We start from the raw sequence: 20,665 nt of genomic DNA on the forward strand, positions 1-20,665 counted from the left end.
TTTAGCTATAAATAGATTTAACAAATTTTCGGTTTTTAGAGCTAATATGTTTACTTATTAGAACTAAAAACGCTCGAAAATAATAAATCTAGAAGTTAATTAACAGTAAATTAATTAAAATTTAACAGCGCAGAGTTATTTTTAGTGGTTAGTATAAAGCTTTTCTGTTTGGAGTTTATTTTGGTTTTAACAATGTTTTGCTGATCTGGGCAAACAGCAAAAAGCATTTCATTAAACACCTCTAACGATTTAACATTTTGAATACCAACAACTTCCAAGTAAAACCGTACAATATCACCATCATATTCTTTACCCACAAATTGAAGTGTAGCAGGTTGTTTATTTATAGAAAGCTTTAAATTGGTATTAATATATTTTTCTAGGTAAGCATTTGTGGCTTCAGTATCATTATTTTCATCTAAAGTGATGTTTTCATCATAACTATGACGCAATGCTTTTTCTAAATCGTCAATAAAAACTCTAGAAATTATCTGAACCGACTTTTTATCCTTCACATATTCAACCTGCGTAACACTAATGTAATATTTATGAATGCTTGTAAATGAAAAAAAGCTAAATGCTAAAAGGAGTAAAACTATTTTGAAACGATTCATTAATCTATTATTTTTTGCTAAAGTAATTATTTTAGAAGTTCAAAAAGCATTCCAAAATATAAGTTCTTTTTTAAAACCGAAATATACACCCTTAATTCACAAAGAAATCTAAGGCTTTAAATTTTCTAAATACTGCTTATATTTCATTCTTAAAAACACAAGCACTTTAAAATCGCTCTGGTTTTTACAGTATTTTATAAAATTGGTATCATCGGAACAGAAATAGAAAAAATCCATTTGCTTATCTTCATCTAGCGGGTTCGATGCAAAAAAATCTTTTCCTAAACGACTTTTAATACTGTGCATTAAGCCATCTTTCTGCTCAATTTTCACGCGGCGTTTAAGCATTTTGGTTCGGCCCGAAATGGCATTTATAATGGGCGTAAAACCTATAGAAGCACCAAGGCCATAACCAGAACTTCCCAATCCAGGATTAAAACTAGAAGCCTCACTTAGCTGTCTTTCATTTATAGTAGCAATTTTACCCGTGTATCCCGGGATGCCCACATCGAAGAAATTAAGAGGTCTATCGCCTTTCGTATTTTTAATATCCGAAAGTAAATCGCCTGTTAGTATTTTACCAACAATAACGGTATCGAGCTGATTAACCTGCTCGTTTAGCTTTACCAAAACCGCTTTATTAAGCACCGTTTCGTTAGAAACTACAATTTCTTGTAACTTATACCGAATAGACGTAAACACAATAGTATCATGCAAACGCACCGGTAATTTAAACTCACCATGGGCATCGGTAACGGTATAAGCCTGTCCTGTTTTATTAATAACGTGTATGTTTTCCACATCACTTACGCCGGTAACCTTACCCAGAATTTCAACCGTTTGTCCATAAAAATTTAAAGACGCTAAAAAGAATAAAAATAGTAGTTTTTGTTTCACACTTTAATTTTAGAACTACGAATAACGACGATAATTTCTTAAAGAAATTACAAAACGCATCTAATATTTTGTTAAAGCTAACAACTCCTAGCCTTCTATTTAGTCTTTAAAAAAGCAACACTTCTAGTATTAAGCAACTCCAAGAACTCCATTTCTTTACCTTCGTTCAGTAAACTAAAATCAAAATTATTACGTTCCACATAATGTATAAACTCTTCCACGCGGTGTTCAGGAATATCAAAATTATCCATTAAAAACTCCGAACCAAAATAATACTTAACCGCCTCGATAGGTACTTCCGGAATTCCTTTTGCTTCTTTATCCTTAACCTTCGATCTAAATAATGGTAGTAACAATTGGTCTACAACATTTATCACATTCAGTCCGTTTACCATCGGCATATGTTCTCTACCAATAGCATCATTAACCGTTTGCGTGCTATAATCTTGAGCAAACTCAAATTCATCTTTATGTTTTATACCATAGTAAAGCGCATCCAACTTAGGCGAGAACGGCTTAGCCACTTCCATATCTTCAGCTAAAACACCCGTAAGTTTTTGTGGTAGCAGTATAATTTCGTCCAGCTTATTAATTTCCATAATTAAAAACACCTTCATACTCTTAGAACCCACAATATCTTCATTCACCGTAAATTTAATGTTTTGAAATTGCAAAGCACTCACCTCAATAATATCATTAAGGCGCACCGCAAGAGTAAACTCACCACGATCGTCGGTAACCGTCCCTATATTAGACGATGCATTAAAAACGGTAATACCACCAAGCTCGCTACTTTCAACAATAATTTTCCCTTCAACGTTAAACCGCTGAAAATCTTGCGAAAAAGCAAAACCACTTATTAAACAAACCAGTAAAAGTATTTTAAATCTCATATATTCTTTTTTATTAAAAATACGTTTTAATCGAGTCTTCGTCAAGTAAAACAAAAAAAAATACGTTAAAAAAATAAATTTATTTAGTTTTACCCTCTAAAGAAAAACATCATGCAACAAATTACCATTGCCAGCACCTCTACCCTACACGGTTCGGGATATTTAGAATACCTACTCGATTACCTCAGCGTATTTTTTAAAAATGCCGATACCATTCTATTTATACCCTACGCTAGGCCAGGTGGCATAAGTCATGATGCTTATACAGAAACCGTACAAAAAGCATTCGCTAAAATCGATAAAAGCATTACCGGAATCCATAAACACAGTAATCCTGTTGAAGCCGTAGCACAAGCAGAAGCCATTTTTGTAGGTGGCGGCAACACCTTTGTACTTACTAACCAATTGTACAAAAACAACCTCATCGATGCTATACAACAAGTCGTTAAAACCGGAACGCCATATTTAGGCACCAGTGCAGGTAGTAACATTTGCGGACTCACCATAAAAAACACCAACGATATGCCCATAGTATATCCCCCAAGTTTCAATGCATTAGCCTTGGTACCCTTCAATATCAATCCGCATTATTTAGACCCATTGCCAGATAGCAAACACATGGGCGAAACCAGAGAAACTCGCATAAAAGAATTCCACAATTTTAACACCAACCCTGTAGTAGGCCTACGAGAAGGCAGTTGGTTGGCCGTTTCAGGTAAATCTATAAAGTTAAATGGCGAACTACCCGCACGTATTTTCGAGTACAACAAAGCACCTTACGAGGTCGCGCCAGACACCCAATTAAATCATTTAAAATAAAAAGAGTAACATATTAAAATTCAGAATACAATTTTGGGCGGGTTTTTAAGAAAAATAAAAACCGCGCTATCCGTTATATCTTTTTACGAGGAAAAATTAGGCTTATCAAATCAGCTAGAGCATAAACAAAACACCTGCTATTTTAAGCCAATTTAATAAATCGTAAAAAGGATGCCACTGCTATCGCTCCCGCAATAATCCGCCATCACCATGATCTATCGTAAAATAAAGTGTACTTACTAAGTTCAGTGAAAAAATAAAAGATGTGCTTAGTTCAATTTATAAGCAAGCATCACACCACCTCTATACGGCAACCATTCTCCACTCTTATTATAGCGCACTGCACCATCTACACGATCACCAGAAGCTTTATTGTATCCTTTATAAAAAGCCTGATGCGTACCACCACCAAGAAAAATATCAATATTAAACCGATCACTTAAGCGTTTCTGTATCCCTATGGTTGCTCCTGCGGTATATCCAAAACCTTGTTCGTAACCAGTGTTTCCTCTAAAAAACTTCGATAATTTAAAGGTTGTACCAGCAATATGCCCACCCACATAAAAACCTTTAAAGCGTTCCTTAAAGTAATAACGAAATTCTGGAGTCACAATCAAAAACTGCAACGGCGCACCATCTACAGAATTCCAAAAAGAAGCAATTGCATCTATTTGAAAGGTCCACTTTTTACTCAAGCCCGTTTCAAGGCCAATATGTGGCATAGCCGCCAAAAGTGTTACCGCATTTCCTTTTAAATAAGTGCCTTTAGAATCAGACGCTATTTCAACATCATTTTGAGCATTCATTTTAAAGAAACCAAAGACTAAAACAACAACAAAAACACAGGCTTTATAATTCATAATTTATTTGTTTTTAAACATTTTCGAGTTAAAACTAAGCAAAATCTTTATAATATCACTTACTACAATTTTAATGTAAACTAAAAGTTAATTCTTACATAAAAGCAACAAATACACTCACAATTACGAAGTTGACAATTTCAAGCAATAATTCTTAACGATTTCGCAGACAACACTTCAAAAACTGCTTATTTCACAAGGGTTCACAGCGTTTTTCACAAACCTACAACCAGTGAGAAAAACCTCCAAAAACACCTATAAAATCGACGAAACGCACGCTTTTTTCTTTTAAAAACACAGCGCTTTGTCTTTAACCGATTTTAATGAGGTGTTGGGCGAAATGTAAAAATGTAGCCTTTTTATTCAAGAAAACATTTCTAATTTAGCAGTGTTAAAACATTACTGATTAATAGCTACGTATTTGTTTAACAGTTAAAGGTGAATTTAGTTTTTTAAACCCCTATTTAAAAAGCAGATCGATAGCCGTTGAACAATTGAAATTTTAAATGCTAATCTGTGTTTTTGACATCTACTTTCAAATGTGGGTATCTCATCCCATTTTAGCACGAAAATGAATTTAATGATAGGTTAAATAGCACCCTTAATCCAGGTGTCCTTATAGTCTATTCAAAATATTTAAAACCGCCCTCAAGGGATATTTATTAATTAAATCCAATTTATTATGAAAAAAAGTAAATTAATTTCATTAGTGTGTTTATCGTTAACTGTGTCGTACATGTTTTTAACCCTATTAAGCTACGTCTTAGTAAACTAAAAACAACCGCACATTGGGGTCTTTACAGTTAGCATCCACTCGTTTTAGTCGGTAACCCGGCTATTAATTAAATTTGAAGAAATGATCTGGAATGTTATCTATGTAAAGCCAAGAACCGAGAAAAAAGTGGAAGCCGCATTGTTAAAAATGGGGATTAAAGCTTACTGTCCTGTAGTTACAGAAATCCACCAATGGTCCGATAGAAAAAAAAAGGTAGAAGTGCCTTTACTTAAATCCTACGTTTTTGTTCAATTAAACGATAACGAGCGCGATTTAGTTTTTCAAGTGGCCAATGTGGTACGTTACCTCTTCTGGTTGGGTAAACCGGCTATTGTAAGAGATAACGAAATAACAATAATGCAGAACTGGCTAGTTGCTCAAAACACGACGTTTACCGTAGAGAGCATCCAACCCGGAGACCGCATTGCAATAAAAACCGGACCTTTTAAAGGAGAGAAAGGTCTTGTTAAAGAAATAAGCAAAAATAGAATCCAATTATTACTTTTGGATTTAGAAATGAAAATTACTTTAAACAGGGAATAACCTTGTTTAAAGTATTTTTTTTTGAATAATACTGGGGCCGTAATGGGACTCAGGAGGCGGAGCCGTGTAAAACGGCCATTAAAACAGAATACAAATCAACTTTATAAATTACAAAAAGTAGAAACTTATTAAATCATGGCAAACAAAGTAGCGTTCATAACAGGAGTAACAGGTCAAGATGGTGCATATTTAAGCGAATTTTTATTAAAAAAGGGCTATACAGTCCATGGCTTAAAACGTCGATCTTCATTATTCAATACCGATAGAATCGATCACCTTTACCAAGATCCACATGTAGAAGAACGTAATTTTATTTTGCATTATGGTGATATGACGGATAGTACTAACCTAATCCGTTTAATTAAAGAAATTCAACCCGACGAAATTTACAACTTGGCCGCTATGAGTCACGTACATGTATCTTTCGAAATCCCGGAATACACCGCTAATGCCGATGGTATTGGAACGCTTAGAATTTTAGATGCTGTAAGATTATTAGGTTTAGAAAAGAAAACCAGAATTTATCAAGCGTCTACATCAGAATTATACGGTAAAGTTCAAGAAGTACCACAATCGGAAACGACACCATTCTACCCACGTTCGCCTTATGCTGTTGCAAAAATGTACGCTTACTGGATTACTGTAAACTATAGAGAAGCTTACGGCATGTATGCTTGTAATGGTATTTTATTTAATCACGAGTCGCCTATTAGAGGAGAAACTTTTGTAACACGTAAAATTACGAGAGCAACATCAAGAATTGCTTTAGGCTTACAAGATAAATTCTATTTAGGAAATTTAGATGCTAAACGTGATTGGGGCCATGCTAAAGATTATGTACGCATGATGTGGATGATTCTTCAAGCTGAAGAAGCTGAAGATTGGGTAATCGCTACCGGAAAAACAACCACCGTTAGAGACTTTGTAACCTTAAGTTTTGCAGAAGTTGGTATTACTTTAGAATTTAAAGGCGAAGGTGTTAACGAAAAAGGATATGTAAAATCTTGTTCTAACGAAAAATACCAAATCGAAATTGGTAAAGAAGTCTTAGCTGTAGACCCTAAATATTTCAGACCAACAGAAGTAGAACTATTAATAGGAGATGCTACTAAAGCAAACACAAAACTAGGATGGGAATGTCAATACGAACTTGCCGACTTAGTAAAAGATATGATGCAAAGTGATTTACACCTAATGCAAAAAGATTGCTATTTAAAAGAAGGCAACTACCAAACCTTAAATTATTTTGAATAGTATGGACAAACAATCTAAAATATATATAGCCGGTCATAGAGGTATGGTCGGCTCTGCTATTTGGCGTGCTTTAGAAGCTTCGGGCTACAATAACCTTGTGGGCCAAACCAGCGCAGAACTCGATTTGCGTAACCAAAGCGCTGTAAACACCTTTATAGAAACCACTAAGCCAGACGTTATTATAGATGCAGCTGCAAAAGTGGGTGGTATTTTAGCAAATAGCGAATACCAGTTTGAGTTTTTGTTAGAGAACATGCAAATTCAGAATAACCTGATTGATGCCGCTCACAAACAAAACATTTCAAAATTCATCTTTTTAGGTAGTTCTTGTATCTATCCTAAACTGGCTACCCAACCTTTAAAGGAAGAATATTTACTAACAGGTCCACTAGAACCTACAAACGATGGTTATGCCATTGCTAAAATTTCTGGGGTACGTTTATGCAAAGCCATTCGCGACCAATATCAAAAAGATTTTGTAAGCTTAATGCCTACTAATTTATATGGTCCGCATGATAATTTCGATTTAAAATCATCGCATGTATTACCAGCCATGATTCGTAAATTCCACGAAGCCAAACTTAACAATAACGCTACCGTAACCCTTTGGGGCAGCGGATCGCCAATGCGTGAGTTTCTTCATGTGGAAGATATGGCACAGGCCGTAGTTTTTGCTTTAAAAAACAAATTGCCTGAGCATTTATACAACGTAGGTACAGGTACCGATGTTACTATTAAAAATTTAGCCGAAACCGTACAACGTATTGTAGGCCATGAAGGTGCTATTGTTTGGGACGATACTAAACCCGATGGTACACCAAGAAAACTTATGGATGTTTCTAAAATGAAAACCTTAGGTTGGCAAGCCACAACACCTTTAGATCAAGGTATAGAAAACACCTATAATTGGTTTCTATCTAATGAAGCTTCTTATAAACAAGTAAAATTATAAATCAACAACACATACATCATGCTCGCGACACTAGAAAACACATCTGCCACTATTTTAAAACCTAAAAAAATCACATCAATTTGTTGTATTGGTGCAGGTTATGTAGGCGGACCAACGATGGCCGTAATGGCTCAAAAAAACCCAGACATTAAAGTAACCGTAGTCGATTTAAACCAACAACGTATTGCCGATTGGAACGATAGTGATTTATCTAAATTACCCATTTTTGAACCCGGTTTAGATCAAGTGGTTGCAGAAGCTAGAGGACGCAACTTGTTTTTCTCTACCAATGTTGATGATGCTATTCGCGAAGCGGACATGATTTTTATTTCGGTAAACACACCAACCAAAACCTATGGTTCTGGAAAAGGTATGGCAGCCGATTTAAAATATATTGAATTGTGTGCCAGACAAATTGCACAAATTGCAACTACCGATAAAATTGTAGTCGAAAAATCGACTTTACCCGTAAAAACAGCACAGGCCATAAAATCTATTTTAGACCATACGGGCAACGGTGTTAAATTTCAAATATTATCAAATCCTGAGTTTTTAGCCGAAGGAACCGCCATGACGGATTTAGCATCTCCTGATCGTGTGTTAATAGGTGGCGATCAAACCCCAGAGGGTTTACAAGCCATTCAATCTTTGGTTGATGTCTATGCCACTTGGGTACCAAAAGCACAAATTTTAACCACTAACATCTGGTCATCAGAGCTTTCTAAATTAGTAGCCAACGCCTTTTTAGCACAACGTGTATCGTCTATTAACGCCATTTCCGAGCTTTGCGAAGCTACAGAAGCTAATGTGGAAGAAGTGGCTAGAGCTATTGGTATGGACTCGCGTATTGGTCCTAAATTCTTAAAAGCCTCTGTGGGCTTTGGAGGCTCTTGTTTCCAAAAAGATATTTTAAACCTCGTATATATTTCTAAATCTTTAGGCTTAAATGAAGTGGCCGATTACTGGGAGCAGGTTATTATCATGAATAACCACCAACGCGATCGTTTTGCAAACAATATTGTATCTACACTTTACAATACGGTTTCTGGTAAAAAAATAGCGTTTTTAGGTTGGGCCTTTAAAAAAGACACCAACGATACCCGCGAATCTGCTGCCATTTACGTCGCCGATAAATTGATTGACGAGCAAGCGCAAATTAGCGTTTACGATCCTAAAGTAACCGCCGTACAAATGCAAGCCGATTTAAATTATTTAAATACCAGATCGGAAGCTGAAAACGAAAACTTCGTAAAAACAGAAACCGATGCATACAAAGCTTTAGAAGGTGCTCACGCTATTGCTGTGCTTACAGAATGGGATGAGTTTAAAACTTACAACTGGCAACGTATTTACGACAGCATGAGTAAGCCTGCTTTTGTTTTTGATGGTCGAAATGTTTTGGATAAAACGGGTTTAGAAGCTATTGGGTTTAGAGTACAATCAATAGGTAAATAGTTACACTTCAATAAAACCTTCTTTTGAATAAAAATATTAAATACTGGTTTAATTTAATAGCTATTACAGGCTCTAGCCAGTTAATTATACAAGTCGTTGCTTTAGCTATTGGTTTTTTAATTATTAGAACTCTACCTGTTACTGAATATGCAATTTACACACTTGCCAATTCAATGCTTGCTACCATGACACTTTTGACCGATGGAGGGATTGCTACAGGTGTTTTATCAGAAGGAGGGAAGGTGTGGAAAAACAAAAAAGGTTTAGGTGCTATTGCTAAAACGGGCTTAAATTTAAGAAAGAAGTTTGCTCGATATAGTTTAGCTTTTGCAATACCTATCTCAATTATTCTATTAATTTATAATAATGTAAGTATACTTATGTCAATTGTTGTTATTATATCAATAATACCGGCTTTTAGTGCTAATTTATCCGATTCTATTTTACAAATCCCTATACAATTAAATCAAGAAATTAAAGGTTTACAAAAAAACCAACTTGAAGTTAGTATTATAAGGTTAATACTAACTGTAATAGTAATGTTAATTTTCCCTTATGCTTTCCTAATCCTTTTAGCCTATGGTATTCCAAGAATTTATGGGAATTATAAATTAAAAAAAATCACTACCAATTTTGCAGATTTATCGCAACCCGAAGAATCTAGTATAAAAGAAAGTATTTTAAAAACCGTAAAAAGAAGACTCCCAGAAATGATATTTTACTGCATCTCTGGACAATTAACAATATGGTTAATTTCTATATATGGTAAAACAGCAGATATCGCTAGTTTAGGAGCAATCAGTAGGTTTTCAATAATGCTTAATTTTACAGCAATACTCTTTACAACCTTAATTATTCCAAGATTTGCAAGAACTTATAAGCAAGGCAAAGCATTACTCAAAAAGTACCTATTAATATTACTTTTAAGCTTCACAATAGCCATTTTATTTATTGGAGTTGTATTTATACTTAAAGATCAATTGCTTTGGATTTTAGGAGACAATTACAATGATTTAAAAATGGAATTGACTTTATCAGCACTGAGTGGAGCTCTACTTTTTGTACAAGGGATAGTATTACATTTAAACAATTCAAAAAATTTGATAATTAACCCTTATTTATATATCGTTATATCTATCATCGTTACTTTTATATCCTTTTTAATAAATGATCTTTCAACAGTAAGTGGCGTCATTCTATTCAGTATACTGATAACTATAATACAGTTAATTACGCTATTCATTTATGGTCTATTAAAAATCAGTAAATAACGCCCATATTGATTCCGTTTTATACACTATCACATTTTATTACGTTTATTTTAATAATGCTTAAAAAAATAGTTTTCACCATTCTCAAATCTATATTGCGATTAGACTCAGTAATTACACGAATAGATTCGTTTAAAACTCGAAAATTGTAGCTTTGACTTATCAAGAAAATAAGGGCCTCATAAAAAAACCACACCTATGAAATTAATCTTTACCATATTCTTCAAACTTCATATGCTTGTAAAGCAGTCATTAGGTCTAATGAGAATTATATATTTAAGAGCACAGGGAGCAACAATTGATTTTAGCACCTCATTAGCCAAAATCAATTATTTTTGGCCACACAAAATTTTTATTGGTAAAAACTGTATCATTGAACAAAATGTATTTTTTAAGTTTGACGGCATTTTTTCCGAAGGAAAATCTATTATAATTAATAACAATGTATTTATTGGTTTTAATTACGAATTCAATATAAATAATAAGTTAGAAATTGGTTCGAATTCTTTAATAGGCTCAGGTTCTAAATTTATAGATCATGACCACGGCATGTCAAAAAACAGCTTAATGAAGGATCAACCTTGCCCGTCCGCTACTATTAAATTAGAAGAAGATGTTTGGCTCGGTTGCAATGTGGTTGTTTTAAAAGGCGTACATATTGGCCAGGGTTCTATTGTTGCTGCTGGTTCCGTTGTAAACAAAAGCATCCCTGAATATGAAATATGGGGTGGTATTCCTGCGAAAAAAATTAAAAATAGAGACTAAGCATTGATTCCTCAAAAAAAAATACTGTTCATAACCAACAATTTTCCGCCAATTTCAGATGGTGTTGGTGACTATACTTATAAGCTCACTCAAAATCTAGTAAGGCAAGGTTTTGACGTTTCTATATTATGTTCTAAAAAAACGGATATAATAAATAGTAAAGAAAAATTTAGTTTAGAAAATATAACAGTGCTCCCCATTGTTAAAACATGGGATTCTAAAGGATTAAACGAGGTTAAAAATGTATTTAAAGATAAAACTTACAATTATATAAGTTTACAATATGTACCCTTTGCCTTTAATAAAAAAGGCTTACCTATACATTTAGGTAAAAATTTAAAAAATACTTTCCCGAATGCCATTTGGCATATTATGTTCCATGAGCTTTGGGTTGCCATGGAAAGTGGTGCCTCATTTAAATCTAATATTCATGGTTATATACAAAAACGATTAATTAATGGTCTAACAAAAACACTAAAACCTGCCTTAATTAACACACACTGTAACTTATATAAACATCAGATTAACCAATTAGGTTATAGCGCGACCATTTTACCGCTATTCAGTAATATTTTAAAAAGCCAACAGATTGCTCCTCATATTGAAAGTCATAAAAAAACAAATACTATTGTACTATCTATATTTGGCAGTATCCATTATGGAGCACCTATAAGCCTTTTTTTAGATGAACTTTTACAGGTTACGCAAAACGATTCCAATAAGTTTGCCAAAATAAAATTTATTTTTATTGGTAATTGTGGTTTAAATATAGAAGAGTGGACTCGTGCTTTAAAAAACCGTGATATTGAATTTGAAATTACCGGTAAATTAAGTGAGCATGATATTAGCAATTACTTAAGCATTACAGATATAGGAATCACTACAACGCCATATGTATTAGTAGAAAAAAGTGGTACTGTAGCAGCTATGCTGCAACACGATTTAAACGTTATTTGCGTTGCTAGAGATTGGAATGTAGAGGCGTGCAAAATTAACCATAGTACTAATTTGATTGGTGTTAAAAACTATCAAAACGGAACTTTAGAAAAAATAATGAATACACCAAACACTTTAGTTTATAACGACGTATTAAACGTGAGCAAACAACTAATACGTGAATTAAATAAAGATAAATAAATGGCAGCACTAACTTATCTTTGGAAAAATAGATCGAGACATCCTTTTTTGAGTAAAAACTATTTAAAATCTTGGGCTAAAAGAGCTTTAAACGCCAGACAACTTTTTTCAAGAAACTTAAGGCGCTTTAAATTAACAAAAAAAGGTGCATTAATTTCTAAAACAGCGGAAGTTGGTGAAATTTCTCTTTTGGGAAAAAAACATAATTTAATAATTGGAGATTTCTCCTTTTTAGGTAGAGTAAAAATAGCACTACACGATAAAGTAGATATAGGAAACTATGTTTGTATTAACGACGGCGTAGAGCTATTAACAGCTTCTCACGATGTGCAAGACCCAGAATGGACGCAACATTCCAAACCAATATCCATAGGAGATTATGCTTGGGTTGCTACAAATGCCATTATACTACCTGGTGTTTCCATTGGTGCAGGTGCGGTAATAGGTGCAGGCGCGGTAGTGAGTAAAGATGTGGAACCCTTTAGCATCGTTATTGGCAATCCTGCAATTGTATTACAAAAAGAACGAAATAAAAACTTAACCTATAACCCATGTGAGTTTGTTGCGGCAAACAGAGCTTGGCTATATTAATAGAGATTGTGAATTTAAAAAAAATAGTTGTATTTTTTTATTTATGGGTCCTTTTAGAAGGCATCTTAAGGAAATGGGTTGTCCCAGGATTAAGCAATGCAATCTTCTTGGGTAAATTAGTGTTTTCTATTTATTTTGTTTCTGTTCTAATTAAAACCAAGCGAAAAAAAATACTGCAAGACAAGAATACTATTATAGCATTAACTGCTTACATGCTATTTTTAACAATTACATTTTGTATTGGGACTTTGAATTACGGCCCAATTGTACCTGTTTTAGGGCTAAGCGTTCATGTTGCTTATTTCCCTTTGTTTTTCATCATTCCTTTAGTTTTAAAAACAAAACAAGATTTTATCAAAGCACTTCATTACTTTAATTATATTATTTTGGGGGTGTTTATTTTAGGAATAATCCAATATACCATGCCTCCTAGTCACTTTATTAATAAATATGTGGAAGAAACTGAATTTGTTGCACAAGTAGGAGACGCTGTTAGAATAACCACTATTTTCACTTATGGAGGTATAAGCTCATATTTCATTTTATTTACCGCATTACTCAGTTTTACCCAGTTTGTTCTAAAATCTGGCAACAAACTTATTGTAAATACAAACGTTCTTCTTGGTGTAATTTGTGTGTTTATGACAGGTTCAAGATTTGTACTTGGATTTTATTTTGTTGCTCTTTTATCATTTCTAATCTTAGCCAAACCTTTTAAAATAATAAATTCTAAACAGCTGTTAAGAATAGTTATTGTTTTGCCTATGCTTCTAATAATAGGTATTCAAACAACCATATTTCAAGATGCGCTGAACAATTTTAAATCTAGAATTAATAATGCCGATAATAATGAAGATCGATTGGTTGAAATTTTTACACCTTTTAAATTTTCTGAAACAGCTGGCTTTTTTGGCCATGGTTTAGGCGTAACAGCAAGCCCTGCCCAAAGCTTTATACATGATCGATCTAGTTTACCATCATACTGGGAAGAAGAGTCTGAGCGTATAGCCATTGAGCAAGGCATGCTAGGCTTTATTATACTAGTAATTTTCAGGTTCACGGTGTTACTCTTTTTATTTAAAGTGATGCAACGAGAAAAAGACAAACAACTAAAAGGGCTTTTACTATTCTTTTTTATCTACCAAATACCTACAGTTTTAGTTATGTCTCAAACTAACTTTGTATATATAGAAAACATTATTTACTGCACACAAATAGGCATATTATTATTTGTTGCTGCTCGCCAAAAACAAAGATATATAGATGAAAGTTATAGTATCTAACCCTGTAAAACAGCATACAAATAAGCTTTGTATTGCTTTACTCAAGGATAATTATTTATTGTGTTTTTTTACTAGTATTTGGTATAAAAAAGACAATACGCTAATAAAAGTGTTATTAAAAACACCTTTAAAAAAATTAATCGATTCTATTTTTAAAAAGCGTTTTGATATAAGCTTACCACCAAAGTTTGTTAAGCAATACCCAATGCATGAATTGTTTCGACAACTAAAAACAAAAGTTCCCTTTTACAATAATACAGAACTAGATAGTCTTTACGCTGAAAACAAGTTTGATTTGTTCGTTGCAAAAAAAATAAAAAAGCAAAAGTTTAATGTGTTTATAGGTTACGAAAAATCTTGCTTAAACAGTTTTAAAGAAGCTAAAAGCAAGAACGCTATAACTGTACTCGATTTAGCCCAAGTACATTATAAATACATTGGTTATTTAAGAGATAGGTATCCTATGTTTAAATCCATACAAGAAGACCACATCTATAATAAAGCCGCATCTATTAAGCAAAGTGAATACAACCTTATGGATCATGTAATAACACTTTCTACGTTTGCTAGAGATACCATGATAAATTACGGTATAGAAAAAAAGAAAGTCCATGTGGTTAGCTTAGGCTTTGATCCTAAATCATTTTCACCCAAAGCATCATACAACTTAGATAAAACAGCACCAATAAAGCTATTATTTGCAGGTACGATGACCAAAAGAAAAGGTGTCCACTTATTATTTGAAGCCATGGAACGTCTTGAGAACGTGGAACTGACTTTAATAGGCCCTATGGCAGATGCCAGAGATATTATTGAAAACAACAAAACCAAATTCAAGTATTACCCGTTTATGCATCATGAAGAACTTGCTAATAAATTTAGAGAAGCCGACTTGCTTGTTTTCCCTTCTTATTTAGATAGCTGGGCTATGATTGTTTTAGAATGTATGGCTTGTGGTACACCAGTAATTGTAACAGAAAACACCGGTTCTAAAGATGCGGTATTACAAGGCGGAGGAAAAGTAATCCCTGTTGATGATGTAGATGCGATAATCACATCTGTTAAAGCATACCAAAACAATAGAAATTTATTAAAAGAGGATGGATTAAAAGCCTATGATACGGCACAAAACTATACTTGGGATAATTACTATGAACAACTTAATACTTTAATAGAAAACATTTCTCATGCTGGTTAATTTCATTTTTAGAAAAAGAGGCCCTAGCCATAATAGCATTGAAGAGTTGTTTGCTTCAATAATAAAAAATCTCCCTAGTGATGTTGAGGTTAATATTGTGGAACTACCCCATGGAGGTGCTTCTTTAAAAGCTATTTTTCTAAATATTTGGCATGTTTTATCGCTTAAAGGCATTATCCATATTACAGGCGATGTGCATTACATTGGTATCATCCCCTTTAAAAAAACCATATTAACGATACACGATGTTAACTCGATTATAAAAGGGACTTCTATTAGAAAATTTATGTTCAAAACCTTATGGTTTACCTTACCTGGTTTATTTGTAAAAAAAATAACGGTGATCTCAAAATTTTCAAAACAAGAGGTGTTACAAGTTATTCCATGGGCAAAAAACAAAACAGAAGTTATCTATAACCCTGTTAACCCATTGATAGAAACTAAACCTAAAGACTTTAATGCCAAACAACCTACTATTTTACATATAGGTACTAAGGTTAATAAAAATTTAGAAAACACCATTAAAAGTTTACAACATATACCATGTAAACTTGTTATAGTTGGCCCGTTAAGTAAAAACGATAAAGATATATTAGAACTATATAAAATAGATTTTTTAAACTACACAAACATAGCATATAAAGATATTGTAGCCTTGTATCAAGACTGCGATCTTGTAAGTTTTGTTTCGTTATACGAAGGTTTTGGAATGCCAATAATTGAGGCTCAAAAAACAGGGCGCGCTATAGTAACGAGCCAAAGAGCTTCGATTCCTGAAATTGCAGGAGATAGTGTATGCTATGCAAACCCTTTGAATATTGAGGATATGCAACAAGCCTTTAAAACAATTATAGAAAACAACGACATGCGAAATAAGTTAATAGACTTAGGCTTCAATAATGTTGAGCAATTTGAAGTCAAAAAAATAGCTTCGGAATATTTTAATTTATACAAAAAGATATAAGCTTTGAAAATTAACCATGTTATAACCTCTATAGATATTTCAACCGGGGGACCTGCGCGAAGCGTAACCCATTTAATTTCGGAAATGCTATCGCTAGACAGTAATATAAAAATTGATTTAGAGACCCTAAAAAGTCCTGAGCCAATTTTAAAGACTTTTAACACGCCTAATGGAAACGTTTATTTTCACGACTTCGAAAAACTAGGCCTTTCTAAAAGCCTAAAAAACAGTCTAAAAAAATCGGAAGCTCATTTATTACACGGTCATGGATTGTGGCAAATGCCAGTGCACCAAATGGCTAAAATGGCAAGAGAACGACATATACCTTACATCATCACACCTAGAGGGATGCTAGAGCCTTGGTCTTTAACGCAGAGTCCGTTAAAAAAGAAACTAGCTTTAAGTTTATTTCAAAATAAAGATTTAGATCATGCGGCTTGCATACATGCTACAGCCCCCATGGAAGTAAAAAGTATTCGTGATTTAGGGTTTAAAAATCCTATTGCTATGATACCCAATGGCATCGATTTAAAAGCTTTTTCGGATACCATTCCAAATAAATCCAAAACTCCTAAACGTATTTTATTTTTATCGCGAATTCATAAAAAAAAGGGTATTGAAAATTTAATTGAAGCTTGGACACAATTGAGTGCTGAAGTAAAGCAAAATTGGGTGATTGATATTTATGGGAATGGAGATACGGCTTATATTGAACAACTAGAAACGCTTATAAAAAAATCTAATCTAGAAAACCAAATACAAATTAAAGCACCTGTCTTTGGAGAAGAAAAACTTAAAGTCTTTAGAGCCGCTAGTTTATTTGTACTGCCAACGTTTAGTGAAAACTTTGGTATTGTAGTAGCTGAAGCTTTAGCCTGCTATACGCCCGTAATAACCACAAAAGGTGCGCCTTGGGAAACCTTAGAAACTCACAACTGCGGAAACTGGATTGATATTGGTGTTGAACCTCTTGTTGAATCTTTAAACAAAATGCTTGTAAAATCTCCCGAAGCGTTATTGGAGTTAGGTATAAATGGAAGAAAACTAGTTGAAGATCAATTTAGTATGAATGCGGTAGGTAAGCAAATGTTAGTATTATATGACTGGATTTTAAATCAAGGTGAAACACCTGAATTTGTTAAATATGAAAAAAAATGAAGTAGAATGCCTTAAGGGTCTTGCTATTATCGGAGTTATTTTTGCTCACATGAATTTTAAAGGTCGTTTTGATGATAGCACACTGATACTAGTTAATTACTTACAAATTATTTTTGGTTGGTGTGTTATAGCGTTTTTCTTTTGTTCAGGTTTGTTAGCTAAGAACGTTGATAGATTTCTTTTAAAACAATTAATTTTTAAAAGATTTAAAAGATTAATTGTTCCTTGTATCGTATTTACTATAACTTATAAATTAATTATATTTGGATTATATTATTCAGGTCTTTTTGGATGGAAAAATCCTTTACCAGAGAATAAATTAACATTGTTATACCCTGTAGGTCCTCAGTTTTATTTTCTTATCTATCTTTTTATCATTCAATTGATAGTTTCTTTTCTTCAGCTTTATTTTTCAAGAAAGGTTTTGCTAATTATGGCATCTATTGTTTTACCGATATTATATTTTATAATTGATAGTCCTAAGTACTCTTATGGCGGAGAGATTAATCTAGTCCCTTTTTACATCTATTCTTATATCATAGCTTTATTTGTATCTGAGAATAAATCAATAAGAAATATTGATTATTATGTTTTGTTAATTTTAGTTCTAGCATTTCTATCATTATCTTTTAATATAAAAATGATAATATTAATACAACTATATATTCCGATACTGTTATGGTTGATTTTAAAAAAATATAATTCTATTACTGTTAATTTTAATAAACTATCAATCGGTAAATATTCAGGGGCAATTTATGTATGGCATGCTCCTATTTTGCTTCCATTTCTTTCAATTACTTGTGTTAAGCTATTTGGAAGTAAAACATTAGTCATTTTTCCTATTTTAATAATTACTATTTTGATTTCTATTTTTTTAGGCAAACTGACTTCTAGGTATTCTTTTTTAAAAATTTGGAGATTTTAATATTATGAATAAAGTAGATCTATCAGAATACAAAAACAACTTTAGTCGTAAAAATCAAATCGCTCGATTATTATGGTCTGTAGTTTGGTTGCTTTTTGCTCGCCCTCTGCCAAGACGTTTAGGTAACGGGTGGAAATTATTTTTATTAAGACTTTTTGGTGCCAAAGTACACGCCAAAGCTGTAGTATATTCATCTGTAAGAATATATATGCCTTGGAACTTAGAAATGCATGAATATTCGTGTTTAGCTCCAGAAGTAGATTGCTATAATGTTGATAAAATTACCATAGGCGCACATGCTACCGTATCACAAAAAACATATTTATGTGCTGCATCTCACGATATTAACAAAAAAGATTACCCTTTAATTACCGCACCAATTACTGTAAAAGACCAAGCATGGATTGGAGCTGCTGTTTTTATTGGTATGGGCGTAACTATAGGTGAAGGAGCCGTTGTAGGTGCAACAGCATCTGTATTTAAAGACGTAGAGCCTTGGACTATTGTTGGTGGAAACCCAGCTAAATTTATAAAAAAAAGAAACATTGACTAATATGAGTAAATTACCGATTACCGTTGTTGTATCCGTAAAAAATGAGGAACTGAATTTACCGCATTGTTTGGAGAAGTTAAGTTCGTTTTCAGAAGTTGTTGTTATCGACTCTCAAAGTACAGACAAAACGCCAGCTATTGTGAAGCAATTTGGTTTTAAGATTGTAGATTTTAACTGGGATGGAAAATTTCCTAAAAAGCGAAATTGGACTTTAAGGAATGTTGACTTAAAAAATGATTGGATTTTATTTTTAGATGCCGATGAGTTTTTAACCGATGCGTTTATTAAAGAAATAGGTGAAAAAACAAAGGACTCGAACTTTAAAGGGTTCTGGTTGAACTACAACAACTACTTTATGGGTAAGGAGTTGAAGCATGGCGATAAAATGAAAAAATTGGCTTTGTTCAAGAAAGATTCGGGAGAATATGAACAAATTCAGGAAGATTCATGGAGCCACTTAGATATGGAAGTCCACGAACACCCTATTATTGATGGTGAAATTGGTAAAATTGGAAGCCCAATTATACATAAAGACTATAAAGGTTTAGAGCATTATATAGCGCGCCATAACGCATACTCTACTTGGGAAGCCAAGCGTTACTTGTTTTTATTAAAAACAGGATTTAATGATTTAACAAAAAGACAAAAAATTAAGTATCAATTTATTAATAGTGGCTTATTACCTATGATATATTTTATGGGTTCTTTTGTGTTGAAACTAGGGTTCCTTGATGGACTTGCAGGTTATCGTTTAGCAAAATATAAAGCGAACTACTTTTTTCAAATACAAACTAAAATTGCAGAATTAAAACATACAAAATGAAAAAAATTTTAATTACCGGAGGTGCTGGTTTTGTGGGGTCTCATTTATGTGAACGTTTACTAAACGAAGGAAACGATATTATATGCTTAGATAATTATTTTACAGGGTCTAAACAAAACGTGGTACATCTATTAGATAACCCATATTTTGAATTAGTTCGTCATGATATTACACACCCTTACTTTGCTGAGGTCGATGAGATTTACAATTTAGCATGTCCTGCTTCGCCTGTACATTACCAATACAACCCAATAAAAACAATAAAAACATCGGTACTTGGTGCTGTTAATATGCTTGGTTTAGCCAAACGTGTTAATGCTAAAATACTACAAGCAAGCACAAGTGAGGTCTATGGTGACCCAAAAGTACACCCACAAAAAGAAGATTACTGGGGAAATGTTAACCCGATTGGAATAAGGTCTTGCTACGATGAAGGAAAACGTTGCGCAGAAACTTTATTTATGGATTATCATATACAAAATGAAGTCGCTATAAAAATTATTAGAATTTTTAATACTTACGGCCCTAATATGAACCCTAGTGATGGCCGTGTAGTTTCTAACTTTATTATGCAAGCCTTACGAGGCGAAGATATTACCATTTTTGGCGATGGTTTACAAACACGTTCATTTCAATATGTAGATGATTTGGTGGAAGGTATGATTAGAATGATGAACTCGGAACCAGAATTTCTAGGTCCAGTAAATCTTGGAAACCCTAATGAATTTACCATGTTAGAATTAGCAGAAACTGTGATAAAATTAACAGGTTCTAGTTCTAAATTAATATTTATGCCGTTGCCTAAAGATGACCCAAAGCAACGCCAACCAGATATTAGCCTAGCTAAAGATAAACTAAATGGATGGCAACCTAATATTCAATTAGAAACAGGCTTAATAAAAACCATTGACTATTTTAAAACCAAACTGTAA

21 protein-coding genes are annotated in these 20,665 nt (G+C 33.2%); 17 read left to right on the plus strand and 4 right to left on the minus strand.

What is annotated here, in order from left to right:
* Window positions 1-110 precede the first annotated feature (110 nt).
* The 3 genes from GQR98_RS02505 to GQR98_RS02515 form a co-directional block, all read right to left on the minus strand.
* Window positions 111-614, minus strand: a complete 504-nt coding sequence (locus GQR98_RS02505) for a DUF6702 family protein (protein WP_159018138.1) — start codon at window positions 612-614, stop codon at window positions 111-113.
* 108 nt (window positions 615-722) lie between these two features.
* Window positions 723-1,511 (minus strand): hypothetical protein, encoded by a 789-nt coding sequence (locus GQR98_RS02510; RefSeq protein ID WP_159018139.1) that lies wholly within the window; start codon window positions 1,509-1,511, stop codon window positions 723-725.
* A gap of 95 nt (window positions 1,512-1,606) precedes the next feature.
* Window positions 1,607-2,404 carry a hypothetical protein gene (locus GQR98_RS02515; protein ID WP_159018140.1) on the minus strand — a complete coding sequence of 266 codons (798 nt, stop codon included), beginning with the start codon at window positions 2,402-2,404 and terminating at the stop codon, window positions 1,607-1,609.
* A gap of 111 nt (window positions 2,405-2,515) precedes the next feature.
* Here GQR98_RS02515 and pepE point away from each other — a divergent pair, with 111 nt between their 5' ends.
* On the plus strand, window positions 2,516-3,223 hold the full coding sequence (pepE, locus tag GQR98_RS02520; protein ID WP_159018141.1) for a dipeptidase PepE: 708 nt from the start codon (window positions 2,516-2,518) through the stop codon (window positions 3,221-3,223).
* 269 nt (window positions 3,224-3,492) lie between these two features.
* Here the strand turns inward: pepE and GQR98_RS02525 are convergent, their stop codons facing one another.
* Window positions 3,493-4,083 carry a DUF3575 domain-containing protein gene (locus GQR98_RS02525; RefSeq protein WP_159018142.1) on the minus strand — a complete coding sequence of 197 codons (591 nt, stop codon included), beginning with the start codon at window positions 4,081-4,083 and terminating at the stop codon, window positions 3,493-3,495.
* 856 nt (window positions 4,084-4,939) lie between these two features.
* Here GQR98_RS02525 and GQR98_RS02530 point away from each other — a divergent pair.
* The 16 genes from GQR98_RS02530 to GQR98_RS02605 all read left to right on the plus strand — a co-directional run bounded on the left by GQR98_RS02530 (window position 4,940) and on the right by GQR98_RS02605 (window position 20,665).
* The gene (locus tag GQR98_RS02530) at window positions 4,940-5,401 is read left to right on the plus strand and encodes a UpxY family transcription antiterminator (RefSeq protein WP_159018143.1); all 462 of its coding nucleotides are present in this window, start codon (window positions 4,940-4,942) and stop codon (window positions 5,399-5,401) included.
* 135 nt (window positions 5,402-5,536) lie between these two features.
* A complete protein-coding gene (gene gmd / locus GQR98_RS02535; protein ID WP_042506194.1) occupies window positions 5,537-6,655 on the plus strand; it encodes a GDP-mannose 4,6-dehydratase in 1,119 nt (372 codons plus the stop codon).
* A 1-nt stretch (window position 6,656) separates the two neighbouring features.
* Window positions 6,657-7,607, plus strand: a complete 951-nt coding sequence (locus GQR98_RS02540) for a GDP-L-fucose synthase family protein (protein ID WP_159018144.1) — start codon at window positions 6,657-6,659, stop codon at window positions 7,605-7,607.
* Window positions 7,608-7,625: 18 nt separating this feature from the next.
* Complete coding sequence (locus GQR98_RS02545; protein ID WP_159018145.1) at window positions 7,626-9,062, plus strand: UDP-glucose 6-dehydrogenase; 1,437 nt, start codon at window positions 7,626-7,628, stop codon at window positions 9,060-9,062.
* 23 nt (window positions 9,063-9,085) lie between these two features.
* On the plus strand, window positions 9,086-10,333 hold the full coding sequence (locus tag GQR98_RS02550) for a polysaccharide biosynthesis protein (RefSeq protein WP_159018146.1): 1,248 nt from the start codon (window positions 9,086-9,088) through the stop codon (window positions 10,331-10,333).
* 198 nt (window positions 10,334-10,531) lie between these two features.
* A complete protein-coding gene (locus GQR98_RS02555) occupies window positions 10,532-11,098 on the plus strand; it encodes an acyltransferase (protein WP_233268065.1) in 567 nt (188 codons plus the stop codon).
* A gap of 3 nt (window positions 11,099-11,101) precedes the next feature.
* The gene (locus GQR98_RS02560; RefSeq protein WP_159018147.1) at window positions 11,102-12,235 is read left to right on the plus strand and encodes a hypothetical protein; all 1,134 of its coding nucleotides are present in this window, start codon (window positions 11,102-11,104) and stop codon (window positions 12,233-12,235) included.
* A complete protein-coding gene (locus tag GQR98_RS02565) occupies window positions 12,236-12,826 on the plus strand; it encodes an acyltransferase (protein ID WP_159018148.1) in 591 nt (196 codons plus the stop codon). It begins immediately after the preceding gene.
* Window positions 12,814-14,109 (plus strand): hypothetical protein, encoded by a 1,296-nt coding sequence (locus tag GQR98_RS02570; protein ID WP_159018149.1) that lies wholly within the window; start codon window positions 12,814-12,816, stop codon window positions 14,107-14,109. The genes GQR98_RS02565 and GQR98_RS02570 overlap by 13 nt, the downstream gene beginning before the upstream one ends.
* A complete protein-coding gene (locus GQR98_RS02575) occupies window positions 14,090-15,307 on the plus strand; it encodes a glycosyltransferase (protein WP_159018150.1) in 1,218 nt (405 codons plus the stop codon). Before GQR98_RS02570 ends, GQR98_RS02575 begins: the two co-directional genes overlap by 20 nt.
* Complete coding sequence (locus GQR98_RS02580) at window positions 15,297-16,271, plus strand: glycosyltransferase family 4 protein (protein ID WP_159018151.1); 975 nt, start codon at window positions 15,297-15,299, stop codon at window positions 16,269-16,271. Before GQR98_RS02575 ends, GQR98_RS02580 begins: the two co-directional genes overlap by 11 nt.
* 3 nt (window positions 16,272-16,274) lie before the next feature.
* Window positions 16,275-17,429 carry a glycosyltransferase gene (locus GQR98_RS02585; RefSeq protein WP_159018152.1) on the plus strand — a complete coding sequence of 385 codons (1,155 nt, stop codon included), beginning with the start codon at window positions 16,275-16,277 and terminating at the stop codon, window positions 17,427-17,429.
* Complete coding sequence (locus GQR98_RS02590) at window positions 17,416-18,357, plus strand: acyltransferase family protein (protein WP_159018153.1); 942 nt, start codon at window positions 17,416-17,418, stop codon at window positions 18,355-18,357. Before GQR98_RS02585 ends, GQR98_RS02590 begins: the two co-directional genes overlap by 14 nt.
* A gap of 4 nt (window positions 18,358-18,361) precedes the next feature.
* Window positions 18,362-18,910 carry a putative colanic acid biosynthesis acetyltransferase gene (locus GQR98_RS02595; RefSeq protein WP_074938502.1) on the plus strand — a complete coding sequence of 183 codons (549 nt, stop codon included), beginning with the start codon at window positions 18,362-18,364 and terminating at the stop codon, window positions 18,908-18,910.
* Window position 18,911: 1 nt separating this feature from the next.
* The gene (locus GQR98_RS02600; RefSeq protein WP_159018154.1) at window positions 18,912-19,733 is read left to right on the plus strand and encodes a glycosyltransferase family 2 protein; all 822 of its coding nucleotides are present in this window, start codon (window positions 18,912-18,914) and stop codon (window positions 19,731-19,733) included.
* Window positions 19,730-20,665, plus strand: a complete 936-nt coding sequence (locus GQR98_RS02605) for a UDP-glucuronic acid decarboxylase family protein (RefSeq protein WP_074938497.1) — start codon at window positions 19,730-19,732, stop codon at window positions 20,663-20,665. Before GQR98_RS02600 ends, GQR98_RS02605 begins: the two co-directional genes overlap by 4 nt.

It is taken from the genome of Algibacter sp. L3A6 (assembly GCF_009796825.1).
Lineage (GTDB): Bacteria > Bacteroidota > Bacteroidia > Flavobacteriales > Flavobacteriaceae > Algibacter.